Annotated in this window: 13 protein-coding genes; all 13 read right to left on the reverse strand. The window is 40.2% G+C overall.

The window, feature by feature from the left end:
- Positions 1-18: 18 nt before the first annotated feature.
- Positions 19-324, reverse strand: a complete 306-nt coding sequence (gene rpsJ / locus E1171_RS19520) for a 30S ribosomal protein S10 (protein WP_155207742.1) — start codon at positions 322-324, stop codon at positions 19-21.
- Positions 325-332: 8 nt separating this feature from the next.
- The gene (fusA, locus tag E1171_RS19525) at positions 333-2,465 is read right to left on the reverse strand and encodes an elongation factor G (protein WP_155207743.1); all 2,133 of its coding nucleotides are present in this window, start codon (positions 2,463-2,465) and stop codon (positions 333-335) included.
- A gap of 8 nt (positions 2,466-2,473) precedes the next feature.
- Positions 2,474-2,941: a 30S ribosomal protein S7 gene (rpsG, locus tag E1171_RS19530; RefSeq protein WP_155207744.1), complete on the reverse strand. Its 468-nt coding sequence runs from the start codon at positions 2,939-2,941 to the stop codon at positions 2,474-2,476.
- 26 nt (positions 2,942-2,967) lie between these two features.
- Positions 2,968-3,342, reverse strand: a complete 375-nt coding sequence (gene rpsL / locus E1171_RS19535; RefSeq protein ID WP_155207745.1) for a 30S ribosomal protein S12 — start codon at positions 3,340-3,342, stop codon at positions 2,968-2,970.
- 112 nt (positions 3,343-3,454) lie between these two features.
- A complete protein-coding gene (locus tag E1171_RS19540) occupies positions 3,455-3,787 on the reverse strand; it encodes a DUF3467 domain-containing protein (protein WP_155207746.1) in 333 nt (110 codons plus the stop codon).
- A gap of 8 nt (positions 3,788-3,795) precedes the next feature.
- Positions 3,796-8,106 carry a DNA-directed RNA polymerase subunit beta' gene (gene rpoC / locus E1171_RS19545; protein ID WP_155207747.1) on the reverse strand — a complete coding sequence of 1,437 codons (4,311 nt, stop codon included), beginning with the start codon at positions 8,104-8,106 and terminating at the stop codon, positions 3,796-3,798.
- 63 nt (positions 8,107-8,169) lie between these two features.
- A complete protein-coding gene (gene rpoB, locus E1171_RS19550) occupies positions 8,170-12,042 on the reverse strand; it encodes a DNA-directed RNA polymerase subunit beta (RefSeq protein ID WP_155207748.1) in 3,873 nt (1,290 codons plus the stop codon).
- A gap of 173 nt (positions 12,043-12,215) precedes the next feature.
- Positions 12,216-12,593 (reverse strand): 50S ribosomal protein L7/L12, encoded by a 378-nt coding sequence (rplL, locus tag E1171_RS19555; RefSeq protein ID WP_155207749.1) that lies wholly within the window; start codon positions 12,591-12,593, stop codon positions 12,216-12,218.
- Between the two features lie 56 nt (positions 12,594-12,649).
- The gene (gene rplJ / locus E1171_RS19560; RefSeq protein ID WP_155207750.1) at positions 12,650-13,174 is read right to left on the reverse strand and encodes a 50S ribosomal protein L10; all 525 of its coding nucleotides are present in this window, start codon (positions 13,172-13,174) and stop codon (positions 12,650-12,652) included.
- Between the two features lie 2 nt (positions 13,175-13,176).
- Positions 13,177-13,875: a 50S ribosomal protein L1 gene (rplA, locus tag E1171_RS19565; protein ID WP_155207751.1), complete on the reverse strand. Its 699-nt coding sequence runs from the start codon at positions 13,873-13,875 to the stop codon at positions 13,177-13,179.
- Positions 13,876-13,886: 11 nt separating this feature from the next.
- Entirely contained in the window at positions 13,887-14,330 is a 444-nt protein-coding gene (rplK, locus tag E1171_RS19570) for a 50S ribosomal protein L11 (RefSeq protein WP_155207752.1), read from the reverse strand.
- Between the two features lie 4 nt (positions 14,331-14,334).
- Positions 14,335-14,892: a transcription termination/antitermination protein NusG gene (nusG, locus tag E1171_RS19575; RefSeq protein ID WP_155207753.1), complete on the reverse strand. Its 558-nt coding sequence runs from the start codon at positions 14,890-14,892 to the stop codon at positions 14,335-14,337.
- Positions 14,893-14,913: 21 nt separating this feature from the next.
- The gene (gene secE, locus E1171_RS19580; RefSeq protein ID WP_155207754.1) at positions 14,914-15,096 is read right to left on the reverse strand and encodes a preprotein translocase subunit SecE; all 183 of its coding nucleotides are present in this window, start codon (positions 15,094-15,096) and stop codon (positions 14,914-14,916) included.
- Positions 15,097-15,154: the final 58 nt, after the last annotated feature.

Genomic DNA, 15,154 nt, shown 5'->3' on the forward strand with positions numbered 1-15,154 from the left:
CTTAGAAATAAGTATTTATCAAACTTTGATTTCTACATCAACTCCACTTGGTAACTCAAGTTTCATCAAAGCATCAACCGTCTTTGCACTGTTAGAATAAATATCTACCAACCTTTTATAAGTACAAAGCTGGAATTGCTCTCTTGACTTTTTGTTCACGTGAGGTGATCTCAAAACAGTGAACTTTTCTTTTTCAGTTGGCAATGGAATTGGTCCACTTACAACAGCGCCAGTAGACTTAACGGCTCTCACAATCTTCTCGGAAGACTTATCTACGAGGTTATGATCGTAAGATTTTAATTTTATTCTTATTTTCTGATTCATATCCTTAATTAGTTTTTATCTCCCTTCACCTTAGCAATTACTTCTTCAGCAATATTGTTAGGCACTGGATCGTAGTGAGAGAAAGTTAAAGATGCTGATGCACGACCTGATGAAATGGTACGTAAGTCAGTCACATAACCGAACAATTCTGATAAAGGCACGTCAGCTTTGATTACCTGAGCACCACCTTTAGTATCCATACCTTTCATGATACCACGACGCTTGTTCAAGTCACCCGTTACAGGACCAGTGTACTCATCAGGAGTAACTACTTCAACAGCCATGATTGGTTCTAGTAATCTAGGACCGGCTTGTTTTGCAGCCTCTTTAAATCCTAATCGTGCAGCCAACTCAAATGAAAGCGCATCGGAGTCAACATCGTGGAATGAACCGTGGAATAATCGAACTTTCATACCATCGATAGGGTATCCTGCTAATGGACCATTGTTCATAGCTGCAGCAAAACCTTTTTCGATAGATGGAATGAATTCTTTAGGAATCACACCACCCACAATTCCGTTTACAAACTCTAGACCTGGTTTGTCGTCCTCTCTAGGAGAAAGTTCGAATACGATATCGGCAAATTTACCTTTACCACCAGTCTGCTTTTTGTAAACCTCTTTATGCTCAACCAACTTGGTAATATCTTCACGGTAAGCCACCTGAGGAGCACCCTGGTTAACTTCTACCTTGAATTCTCTTTTCAGACGGTCCATGATGATCTCTAAGTGGAGCTCTCCCATACCACGAAGAATAGTCTGCCCTGTTTCTTCATCGGTATTTACCCGCAATGTTGGATCTTCTTCAACCAACTTAGCGATAGCCACACCTAATTTATCTACATCGGCCTGAGTTTTTGGCTCAATTGCGTAACCAATTACAGGCTCAGGGAAGTCCATTGATTCCAAAATCACTGGTTTTCCTTGTTCTACTAATGTATCACCTGTTTTAATATCTTTGAAACCAACACCAGCACAGATATCTCCAGCTTCAACTTTGTTCAAAGGATTTTGCTTATTGGCATGCATTTGAAGTAATCGGGAAATCCTTTCTTTCTTACCTGTTCTCATGTTATGAATATAAGAACCGGCATCCAAGGTACCAGAATAAACTCTCATGAAAGCCAAGCGACCTACAAATGGGTCAGTAGCAATCTTAAATGCTAAAGCTGAGAAAGGCTGATCATTATTAGCCTCACGCTTTTCATTTTCACCTGTATCAGGATTTTCTCCCTCTACAGCAGGTAAATCCAAAGGAGACGGTAAGTAAGAACATACCGCATCTAATAATGCCTGAACTCCTTTATTTTTAAATGCAGAACCACAAAGTACAGGAGAGAATGACATATCAATAACTGCTTCACGAATAGCAGCCATCATTTCCTCTTTGGTAATTGAATCAGGATCTTCAAAGAATTTTTCCAAAAGTGCCTCATCATATTCAGCAACACTTTCTACCAGATTTTGTCTCCATTCGTCAACGGTATCCTGAAGATCAGCTGGAATATCAATTACTTTGAAGGTCATTCCTTTGTCTTCCTCGTTCCAAACGATCGCCTGGTTGGTAATCAAATCAACTACCCCTTCGAACTCATCTTCGGCACCAATAGGAATTTGCAAAGGAACAGGATTTGCTCCTAATTTTTCTTTAATTTCATTTACGGCATTGAAGAAATCAGCACCCGCTCTATCCATTTTGTTTACAAAACAGATTCTAGGCACTTTATACTTATCTGCCTGTCTCCATACAGTTTCAGACTGCGGCTCTACACCAGATACCGCACAGAACAATGCTACTGCACCGTCCAAAACTCTTAAGGAACGCTCTACCTCAACGGTAAAATCAACGTGACCCGGAGTATCAATAATGTTAACCTTATAATTTTCAGTACCATCTACAGGCTGTCCCTGACTGGTTGGATATTTCCAAAATGTAGTAGTAGCCGCAGAAGTAATTGTAATACCTCTTTCTTGCTCCTGCTCCATCCAGTCCATGGTAGCTCCACCTTCGTGCACCTCACCAATTTTATGACTTAGGCCTGTGTAGTAAAGAATCCGTTCAGTAGTAGTGGTTTTACCAGCATCAATGTGCGCCATGATACCGATATTCCTTAAATAATTTAAGTTCTTAATCTTAGCCATTTTCTTAATTAAAATCTAAAGTGTGAAAACGCCTTATTCGCTTCCGCCATTCTGTGAGTATCGTCCTTCTTCTTAATCGCAGCACCTTCGCCTTTAGAAGCAGCAATAATTTCACCAGCAAGTCTTTCTTTCATGGTTTTTTCACCTCTAAGCCTTGCATAACGGATCATCCATTTAATACCCAGGGAAGTCTTACGCTCTGGACGAACCTCCATAGGTACTTGAAATGTAGCCCCACCAACTCTTCTACTTTTTACTTCAACAGCAGGCATGATGTTATTCAATGCCTTTTTCCAAGTCTCAAGACCATTCTCACTTGTTCTTTTTTCTACTAACTCTACGGCATCATAGAAAATAGAATAAGCAATACTCTTCTTACCGTCAACCATCAGGTAGTTCACAAACTTTGTCACCAAAGTATCGCTGAACTTCGGATCAGGAAGAATATATCTCTTCTTTGGTTTAGCTTTTCTCATTTTTAATTATAAGATTAAATAAATTTTTATTTCTTAGGTCGTTTTGCACCATATTTTGACCTACGCTGTGTTCTACCGTTTACACCTGCGGTATCTAATGCACCTCTAACGATGTGGTAACGAACACCTGGTAAATCTTTTACTCTCCCTCCACGAATTAAAACGATTGAGTGCTCTTGTAGATTGTGGCCCTCACCTGGGATGTAAGCGTTAACTTCTTTACCATTGGTCAACCTTACCCTGGCAACTTTTCTCATTGCCGAGTTAGGCTTCTTAGGTGTAGTGGTGTACACCCGGGTACAAACCCCTCTCCTTTGCGGGCAAGAATCCAATGCTGGAGATTTTGACTTTGAAGTCAAAACTTTTCTACCCTTTCTTACTAATTGTTGTATAGTAGGCATTTAAAATGAATTAAAGATTTCAATTGATACCGTTCCTTTTTCGGACTGCAAAAGTAAATAAATAGATAAATTATACAAAATTAATGAGTTATAATTTTGTTAACCTTCTATTTTAGGCCTCTCCGACCGTTCCACCAAAGTTCATAGGGAATTTAGGAGCACCAGCAGCTTCCTTGATAGGACCGTGGGTTTCCTCAAATTTGCGGATATTGTCACTCAACGCTTGAAGCAAGCGTTTGGCATGCTCGGGTGTTACAATCACCCGAGCTTTAACCTTAGCTTTTGGAGCACCCGGCATTAAGCGGATGAAATCCAAAACAAATTCGCTATTAGAATGCGCAACCATGGCCAAATTGGAGTAAACCCCTTCGGCAATCTCCTCCGTCAGTTCTATATTGATCTGATTGGGATTCTTTTTGGCCTTTGGATCTTGGTTATCTGCCATTATAAAAATTAATTTTGCAATTCTTTTTGCTTCTTATGCTCCTCCTTAGAAGCTAGAATTTTCTCGTAATCCTCTTTGGAAGAAACAATGAGATCATTGTAGTCTCTCATACCGGTACCGGCAGGAATTAAGTGACCCACAATCACATTTTCTTTCAATCCAAGTAATTTATCCTGCTTTCCTCGGATAGAAGCTTCACTCAACACTTTGGTAGTTTCCTGGAAGGATGCTGCAGAAATAAAGCTTTCTGTACCCAAAGATGATTGTGTAATACCCTGTAAAGTAGGTCTAGAAACTGCTGCCTGAGCATCTCTTACCTTTACCAATTTCATATCTCTACGCTTCAGACTTGAGTTTTCATCTCTTAATCTTCTGGCAGAAATGATTTGTCCTGGTTTAAGGTTTTCAGAATCTCCAGCTTCAACCACTACTTTTTTATCTAGAATCTGATCATTTTCTTCTCTGAACATGAACTTGTCCACGATCTGATTCGGCAAGAAAGAAGTGTCACCAGCATCTAATATCTGTACCTTCTGCATCATCTGTCTTACGATACATTCGATGTGTTTGTCATTAATTTTCACACCTTGCAGACGATATACTTCCTGAATCTCATTTACCAAGTATTCCTGAACTGCCGTAGGTCCTTTAATGGAAAGGATATCAGCTGGAGTAATGGCACCATCAGACAATGGATAACCTGCACGTACGAAGTCATTATCCTGAACCAAAATGTGTTTCGATAAAGAAACCATGTAACGTTTCTTAACTCCATCCTTGGACTCAATAAAGATTTCACGGTTACCCCTCTTAATTCCGCCGTAAGTAACGATACCGTCAATTTCACTTACCACAGCAGGGTTAGATGGGTTACGTGCCTCAAAGAGCTCAGTCACCCTTGGAAGACCCCCGGTAATATCTCGGGATTTACCCATAGTACGAGGAATCTTTGCCAAAACAGTACCAGCGATAACTTTTCCTCCCAAATCAACAGATAAGTGAGCTCCTACTGGTATGTTGTAAGACTTAATCACTTCCCCATCACTATCTAACACAGTAAGCGCTGGGTTTTTAGTTTTATCTTTGGTTTCGATGATTACTTTTTCACGGTGTCCGGTTTGCTCATCAGACTCCTCTTTATATGTAATGCCCTCTTCAATGGAATCATAACCTAATACTCCATCAAATTCAGACATAATCACCGCATTATAAGGATCCCAGAAACAAAGTTGATCTCCTTTTTCAACAGTATCTCCATCTTTCACCTGAAGATAAGCACCATAAGGTACATGGTTAGTTATTAATACCTGCTTGGTTTTAGGATCAATGATTCTGATCTCACCTGAACGGCCCATAACCACCTTAACCTTTTCTCCTTCTTCATTAGTTGTTGCTAATGCGCGAAGCTCTTCGGTTTCGATGATACCACCAAACTTAGCCTTAATAGTGGCCTCAACGGCAATATTTGATGCTGTACCCCCAACGTGGAATGTTCGAAGCGTCAACTGCGTTCCTGGCTCACCAATGGATTGAGCTGCAATAACTCCCACTGATTCACCTTTTTGAACCATCTTGTTGGAAGCTAGGTTTCGTCCATAACATTTAGAACAAACTCCCTGTTTTGCTTCACAAGTCAATACAGAACGAATCTCTACTTCCTCAATACTGGTAGCCTCAATCCGATCTGCAATTTCTTCAGTAATTTGATCACCAGAAGCAACAATTAGCTCCTCGGTAAGTGGATCAAATACATCATGAACAGAAACTCGACCAAGGATTCTCTCACTAAGCGGTTCAACAATTTCCTCATTGTCTTTCAGCGCACTTACCACAAGACCTCTTAATGTACCACAATCAGGTTCATTTACTACCACATCTTGAGCAACATCCACCAAACGACGAGTTAGATATCCTGCATCCGCTGTTTTAAGAGCTGTATCGGCAAGACCTTTACGTGCACCGTGAGTAGAGATAAAGTACTCTAATACATCCAAACCTTCTTTAAAGTTGGACAGAATTGGATTTTCAATAATTTCGCCTACAGAACCCTGCAAACTCTTTTGAGGCTTGGCCATTAGCCCCCTCATTCCTCCTAACTGACGAATCTGCTCACGAGAACCCCGTGCACCAGAGTGCATCATCATATAAATGGAGTTAAATCCTTGCTGATCATCCTCCAATTGGGTCATCAGCGTACTTGTCAATTGAGAGTTAATTCGAGTCCAGATATCAATTACCTGGTTATATCTCTCATTATCTGTAATTAGCCCCATGAGGTAGTTATTCCATACGGCATCTACTTCCTCTTTGGCCTTATTAACAAGACCCTCTTTTTCAACAGGTACCTGAACATCACCCAGTCCCATTGAAAGACCACCTTTATAGGCCATTTGGAAACCAAGGTGTTTAATATCATCAAGGAATTGAGCAGTTCTAGCCATACCTGAAATTTTCAGGATTTTGGCGATAATTTGCTGCAACTTCTTTTTGGTCAATAACTCATCCACATACCCAACTTCTTCAGGCACAAATTGATTCACAAGAACACGACCGGCAACGGTTTCTATTACCTTGGTTTCTAATTCCTCGTTCTCGTTTCTAACCTTTGTCCTTACTTTAATATGGGCATGCTTAGAAAGAACCCCCTCGTTAATTGCAATAATCACTTCTTCTGCACTGTAGAAGATTCTTCCTTCACCTTCAATAGGGTGGTCAGGAGTGCTCTTTCTACCCTTGGTTACATAATAAAGACCCAATACCATGTCCTGAGAAGGTACGGTAATTGGAGCACCATTTGCAGGGTTCAAGATATTGTGCGAAGAAAGCATTAACATCGAAGCTTCTAAAACAGCTTCATGACCTAATGGTACGTGAACAGCCATTTGGTCACCGTCAAAGTCCGCGTTAAAGGCCGTACACACCAATGGGTGCAACTGAATCGCTTTACCTTCTATTAATTTTGGCTGGAATGCCTGAATACCTAATCTGTGCAGCGTAGGAGCCCTGTTAAGTAATACAGGGTGTCCTTTCAATACATTCTCAAGGATATCCCATACAACAGGATCTTTACGGTCAACAATTTTCTTAGCAGACTTCACTGTTTTTACAATACCTCTTTCAATCAGTTTTCTGATAATAAAAGGCTTAAACAGCTCTGCTGCCATATTCTTAGGTAACCCACATTCGTGTAGTTTCAATTCAGGCCCCACTACAATTACAGAACGACCTGAATAATCCACCCTTTTACCTAAAAGGTTTTGACGGAATCGTCCTTGCTTACCTTTAAGCATGTCACTCAAAGATTTCAAAGCACGGTTTCCATCAGATCGAACAGCATTTACTTTTCTTGAGTTATCGAAAAGTGAGTCTACTGCTTCCTGAAGCATACGCTTCTCATTTCGAAGAATTACCTCAGGAGCTTTAATATCGATAAGTCTTTTCAGACGGTTATTTCGAATAATTACACGTCTGTAAAGATCATTTAAATCGGAAGTAGCAAAACGACCACCATCTAATGGTACAAGAGGTCTCAATTCCGGTGGAATTACCGGTACCATCTTAATTACCATCCATTCAGGTCGGTTTTCAATTCTTGTATTTGCTTCACGGAAAGCCTCAACTACCTTCAATCGCTTCAAGGCTTCCGCTTTTCTTTGTTGGGAAGAGTCAGTAGCAGCCTGGTGTCTTAATTGATAAGAAAGTTCATCCAGCTGTAACCTTGAAAGTAACATTTCAAGGGCCTCAGCCCCCATTTTTGCAATAAATTTATCCGGATCATCATCATCCAACATTTGATTTTCCCGAGGAAGCTTATCCATGATGTCCAGATACTCATCTTCGGTAAGAAAATCAAGGTAATTAATGCCATCTTCCGCCTTAACACCCGGATTAATTACTGCGTAACGCTCATAATAAATAATCTGATCCAGTTTTTTGGTAGGTAATCCTAACAAATAACCGATTTTATTTGGAAGAGACTTAAAGTACCAAATGTGGGCCACAGGAACTACCAATTCGATGTGTCCCATGCGCTCACGACGAACTTTTTTCTCGGTTACCTCAACCCCACAACGGTCACAGATAATTCCTTTATAGCGAATTCTTTTATATTTCCCACAATGACATTCCCAGTCTTTTACAGGACCGAAAATACGCTCACAGAAAAGACCACCCATTTCAGGTTTATAAGTCCTATAGTTTATAGTCTCAGGTTGCGTAACCTCACCATGAGAACTCTCCAAAATAGATTCAGGAGAGGCCAAACTAATAGTAACTTTAGAAAAGTCGTTGGTTAGTTTTTTATTTTTTCTGAACGCCATAGTAATATTATTTCTTATTGAAAAGAGGCCCCTGAGGGCCTTTATTCCGGTTTAGTGATGATTTTAACCTAAAGTAATTTCAAGAGCCAAACCTCTTAATTCGTGAACCAATACGTTGAATGATTCAGGAATATTTGGTCTGGACATATTCTCTCCTTTTACAATAGATTCGTAAGCTTTCGCTCTACCGATCACATCATCTGACTTAATAGTCAAAATTTCCTGAAGCACATTGGCTGCACCAAATGCTTCAAGCGCCCAAACTTCCATTTCTCCAAAACGCTGACCTCCAAACTGGGCTTTACCACCAAGTGGCTGTTGCGTAATAAGAGAGTAAGGTCCAATTGAACGAGCGTGCATTTTATCATCCACTAAGTGTCCAAGCTTCAGCATATAGGTTACACCTACTGTTACAGGCTGATCGAAGCGTTCTCCGGTAAGTCCATCATAAAGGTAAGATCTACCATAATCAGGAAGTCCGGCTTCTGACAACTCTGAGGCAACTTGTTCCATTGTTGCACCATCAAAGATTGGAGTAGCATATTTACGACCTAATTTCTCACCAGCCCAACCCAATACAGCCTCATAAATCTGACCGAGGTTCATACGGGAAGGTACACCAAGAGGGTTCAAGCAAATATCTACAGGAGTTCCATCTTCCAAGAATGGCATATCTTCCTCACGAACAATTTTGGCTACTACACCTTTGTTACCGTGACGACCGGCCATTTTATCACCCACTTTCAACTTACGCTTCTTAGCTACATAAACTTTAGCCAATTTCACGATACCAGCAGGTAATTCATCTCCAACCTCAAGGGTAAAACGCTCCCTTTTAAATTCACCGGCGATTTCATTTCTGGTTTTATTGTAATTTTTTACCAAGTCTGCAATCAAACGATTTGTATGTTCGTCTTCAACCCAGTTTTCCAGATTTAAATCAGAAATCAAGTTTACTTCTTCCGGCACATTGTAGGTACTTTCGTCCCTGTAAATGTTTTTTGGAGGGAAGATATTGTTGTCAATATTTTGGTGATTAAAGGCTACCCCTTTACTGATAATCTCGTCACCAAACTTATGCTTCACTCCCAGACTAGTTTTACCTTCGAGCAAAGTAACCATTTTACGGATCATTTTTGCTCGAGTAGCTAAAAGCTCTTTGCTGTATCTGGCTTTCAGAGCTTCTACCTCTTTTTTGGCTTTAGCTCTTAAATCTTTATCTTTCTTAGGTCTGGAGAACAATTTAGTTCCAATCACCACCCCTCTAAGTGAAGGAGAGGCTTTCAAAGATGCATCTTTAACATCCCCGGCTTTATCACCGAAAATGGCACGAAGCAACTTCTCTTCAGGAGTAGGGTCAGTTTCTCCCTTAGGAGTGATCTTACCAATAAGGATATCTCCTTCTCTAATTTCTGAACCTTCTCTAATAATACCGTGCTCGTCCAGATTTTTTACGGCTTCCTCGCTCACATTAGGAATTTCTGAAGTAAGCTCTTCTTCACCTCGCTTGGTGTCCCGAACTTCCAATTCATATTCATCAATGTGAATAGAGGTATAAATATCATCTCTTACTACTTTTTCAGAGATTACAATAGCATCCTCAAAGTTATATCCCTGCCAAGGCATGTAGGCCACTTTCAAGTTACGTCCAAGGGCTAATTCTCCCTCATTTGTTGCATAACCCTCACACAATACCTGTTCTTTTGTAACCCGCTGTCCTTGTAATACAATTGGCTTAAGATTAACACAAGTATCTTGGTTTGTTCTCCTGAATTTCACCAAATCATAAGTGATGAGGTCCTCATCAAAGCTTACTTTTCTATGATCATCAGAAAAATCATAACGAAGAACAATCTTTTTGGCATCTACAAATTCTACCACACCATCTTCCTCAGCCACTACCATGGCTCTTGAATCCCGAGCAACTCGAGCTTCAAGTCCTGTTCCCACAATTGGAGCTTGTGGTCTCAACAAAGGAACTGCCTGTCGCTGCATGTTTGATCCCATCAAAGCACGGTTCGCATCATCATGCTCTAAGAACGGAATCAGAGAAGCCGCAACAGAAACGATTTGGTTAGGTGCAATATCCATATAGGATACCTGATCAGGTCCCACTACAGGGAAATCACCTTCAAATCTTGCTTTTACTTTCTCATTAATGAAGTTTCCACTATCAGTTAATGGGGCATTGGCCTGTGCAATATTGTGAGAATCTTCTTCTTCAGCAGTCAGATAGATCACATCACTACCCATATTCACTTTACCTTCTTCCACCCTACGATAAGGCGTTTCGATAAAGCCCATGCTGTTTACTTTAGCATGCACACATAAAGAAGAAATCAAACCAATATTTGGACCTTCCGGAGTTTCAATGGTACAAAGACGTCCATAGTGCGTATAGTGAACGTCACGCACCTCAAAACCAGCTCTTTCTCTTGACAGACCACCTGGACCTAATGCAGACATACGACGTTTGTGCGTAATTTCTGCCAGTGGGTTGGTTTGATCCATAAACTGAGACAGCTGATTGGTACCAAAGAATGAATTAATTACAGAAGAAAGTGTTCTGGCATTAATTAGGTCAACAGGTTTAAAATCCTCGTTGTCCCTTACATTCATTCTTTCTTTAATGGTTCGGGCCATTCTGGCTAAACCGACACCAAATTGGCTATATAATTGTTCCCCTACGGTACGTACTCTACGGTTACTTAAGTGGTCAATATCATCAACAACGGCCTTAGAGTTAATTAAACCGATTAGGTACTTAACAATTCGAATTATATCTTCCTTAGTTAAGACACTTACTTCACCTTCAATTTCAAGGCCAAGTTTTTTATTTATTCTATAGCGCCCAACCTCACCAAGATCGTATCGTTTATCGCTAAAGAATAAACTGTGGATCACCTCACGAGCCGTTTGCTCATCAGGAGCTTCCGTATTTCTTAACTGTCGGTAAATTTGTTCTACTGCTTCTTTCTCTGAGTTAGAGTTATCTTTTTGAAGCGTATTATATATAATAGAGTAGTCTGTAACATTTACATCTTCACGGTGTAAAATAACAGATCCTGCTCCCGAATCCTGGATAATTTCGATATCGTCCTCTGAAAGGATAGAATCCCTTTCCAACAACACTTCATTCCTGTCAATAGAAACTACCTCACCAGTATCTTCATCCACGAAGTCTTCAGTCCAGGTTCGAAGGACCCGAGCAGCAAGCTTTCTACCCACTACTTTTTTCAGTTCATCAGCAGTAGCCTCCACTTCCTCTGACAAACCAAATAAATCAAGAATATCTTTATCAGAACCAAAACCAATTGCCCGTAACAAAGTAGTTACAGGAAATTTCTTTTTACGATCGATATAAGCAAACATCACATTATTGACGTCTGTAGCAAATTCGATCCATGAACCTTTAAAAGGAATAATCCTGGCGGAATAAAGCTTGGTTCCATTGGTGTGTTTACTTTGGGCAAAGAACACCCCTGGGGATCTGTGTAACTGAGAGACCACCACCCGCTCAGCTCCATTAATAACAAAGGAGCCTTTTGCCGTCATATAAGGAATATTTCCTAAGAAAACTTCCTGCTCAATCGTTTCAAAGTCTTCGTTATCTTCATCGTTACAAGATAACCTCAGTTTCGCTTTTAACGGAACAGAATACGTCAATCCTCTATCAATACACTCATCTACCGAATACTTGGGAGGATCCACCATATAGTCAATGAACTCCAACACAAAGTTTTCTCTGGAATCTGAAATTGGGAAATTTTCAGAGAAAACCTTGAAAAGCCCCTCCTGCGTCCTTTTTTCCGCTGCAGTTTCCAACTGGAAAAAATCCTTGAAAGACTGTAATTGCACATCAAGAAAATCTGGATAATCGAGAACTTTCCGAATGGATGAGAAGCTTTTTCTCCTGGATTGAATTGTATTAGCCAAAGCTTTATAATTTTAAATTCTAGAAATCAGTATATAGCAAAAACTACGCGTAGTTACCACAAAATCATGCTACGCTTTTATAGCAAAATATACGTACAAACAGGAAAAGACCTGACGAAAATGCCAGGCCTATCTCAATGGGTAACCATTAAAATAACGGTTATGATGGGTTATTATTTTAATTCTACCTCTGCGCCAACTTCCTCTAAAGATTTCTTAAGACCTTCAGCCTCATCTTTAGCTACACCTTCTTTGATTGTTTTAGGTGCACTGTCAACGATCTCTTTAGCATCTTTCAAACCAACACCAGTTAATTCTTTAACTGCTTTAACAACTTTTAGTTTAGATGCACCTGCTGACTTAAGAACTACGTCGAATTCAGTTTTCTCTTCTGCAGCACCACCTTCAGCAGCACCACCAGCAACCATAACAGGGGCAGCAGCGGCTGCAGGCTCGATACCATATTCTTCCTTAAGGATTTCAGCCAACTCATTAACCTCCTTAACAGTCAAGTTAACCAACTGCTCAGCGAATGCTTTTAAATCTGCCATTTTAACTTCTAATTTAAATTAATTGAATGTAATAAATTAAACCAACACTTTTAAAATTACCGTTCAGACAACGTCTTAACGAGTCCTGCCAGTGTATGCTCGCCACTTTGCAGGGCAGAGATAACATTTTTCGCAGGAGATTGAAGGATACTGATAACCTCTCCAATAAGCTCAGTCTTAGATTTAAGCTTGCTTAGAGTCTCAAGGTTTTCTTCGCCTATGAAGAGATCGGAATCGATGGAAGCGCCCTTCAACACCGGCTTACCTTCTACTGATTTTCTAAAATCTTTTATGATTCGAGCAGGCTCGCTACCAGATTCAGGTGAAAATAAAACACCTGAGAATCCTTTTAAAACGGAATCATTAAATGGAGCGTAGTCTGTATCTAATTTCTCTAATGCCTTTTTTATCAGGGAGTTCTTAACCACGAGGTATTCAATACCTTTTTCGAAGCAAAGGCCTCTAAACTCATTTACCTGGGCTACTGTAAGACCAGATGCATCGGCGATGTAGAAAAAATTGGTGTTTGAAAATTTTTCCGTTAAATTTTCAATTATCTGTGCTTTTTCTTCTCTAGTCATGATTATATACCTGAAATACTGTTTTTATCTATGGAAATACCTGGACTCATGGTACTACTCAAAGACACGGTTTTCACATATGTACCCTTAGCAGCAGCCGGCTTTAATTTCAAGATTGTCTGAATCAAAGCATCAGCATTTTCCTGAATCTTTTCCTGAGAGAAAGATACTTTTCCAATACTAGTATGGATAATACCAAACTTATCAACTTTAAAGTCAATTTTACCTGACTTCACTTCTTTCACTGCTTTTCCCACTTCAAGGGTAACAGTACCAGCTTTTGGGTTAGGCATTAAACCTCTTGGCCCCAAAATTCTACCAATACGACCAATTTTAGCCATTACAGTAGGCATAGTGATGATCACATCAACATCAGTCCAACCACCTTCGATCTTCTTGATAAATTCATCTAGCCCTACATAATCGGCTCCCGCAGCCTTTGCCTCTTCTTCTTTGTCAGGCGTACAAAGCACCAATACTCTTACATCTTTACCTGTACCATGTGGCAAAGCAACCACACCTCTTACCATTTGATCTGCTTTACGCGGGTCAACCCCCAAACGTATGTCAAGATCAACAGAAGCATCAAATTTAGTAAAAGTAATATCTTTCACAAGAGCCGAGGCATCCTGAAGAGAGTACGACTGCTCAGGGTTGTATTTACCTAAAACTTCTTTCTGTTTCTTTGTTAACTTAGCCATTTTTCAAACTTTTAGTTATTCCAGGGAGCAGTTCCTGAAACAGTAACCCCCATACTTCTTGCCGTACCCGCAACTTGCTTCATAGCAGACTCTATCGTAAATGCATTCAAATCAGGCATCTTTGTCTCTGCAATTACCTTAATCTGATCCCATGAAATGGACCCAACCTTATTTCGGTTTGGTTCTGCAGACCCCTTCTTCAACTTAATAGCCTCCAAGATCATTACTGGAGCAGGAGGAGTTTTTACAACAAATTCAAATGATTTATCGGAATAAATCGTAATCAATACCGGTAGTAAAACTCCAGCTTTATCCTGAGTCCTGGCATTAAACTGCTTACAGAACTCCATGATGTTTAGTCCCTTACTACCTAATGCAGGGCCCACAGGAGGGGAAGGATTGGCCGCTCCGCCCTTTATTTGCAATTTCAGATAACCACTAACTTCTTTAGCCATTTTGCTACTCTTGTTTTTCTACTTGCATGTAATTCAACTCAACAGGAGTGTTACGACCGAAAATCTTAACCATAACGTTAAGTTTTTTACGCTCTTCAAAAACCTCCTCAATAGTACCTGTAAAACCACTGAAAGGTCCGTCCATTACTTTTACAGATTCACCGACGATAAACGGTGTTTCGGTCTTCTCTTCGAATTCTTCAACTTCATCAACTCGACCTAAAATCCTATTTATCTCTGATTGGCGCAATGGAACAGGAGTTTTGGAAGCGCCTCCTTCATCGGAACCCAGGAAACCAATAACACCAGGCACGCTATTTATTAAGTGATGAGCTTCGCCATGAGTAAGATCTGCATGGACTATCACATAGCCTGGAAAAAAGTTTCTCTCCCTCACACGTTTTTTACCTTGACGCATCTCATACACCTTTTCCATAGGAATCAACACTTGGGGAATAAACTCCTCAAGTTTGGCCCTTACGATTTCGGTCTCAAGATAGGATTTTACCTTTTTCTCCTGGCCGCTGACAACCCGTACAACATACCACTTAAGTTCACTCATCAAAAAACGTAGTTTCAGGATTTAAAACTGACCGTAGAACCAAGACATTACATTGTCAAAGCCCTGATCGATAACAAAAAGCAATATAGCAAACACCAAACATCCCACTACCACTAAGCCGGAGCTACGTTGCAACTCACTATACGGAGGCCATGAAACTTTTGTCCTCATTTCCTCGATAGATTCTTTAATAAATGTTATCATATGCTATGATGCTTTATACTACCAGAAATTGCACGGGTGGAGAGACTCGAACTCCCAG

Origin of the sequence: Xanthovirga aplysinae, assembly GCF_009711365.1 — a bacterium.
GTDB classification, from domain to species: Bacteria; Bacteroidota; Bacteroidia; order Cytophagales; family Cyclobacteriaceae; genus Xanthovirga; species Xanthovirga aplysinae.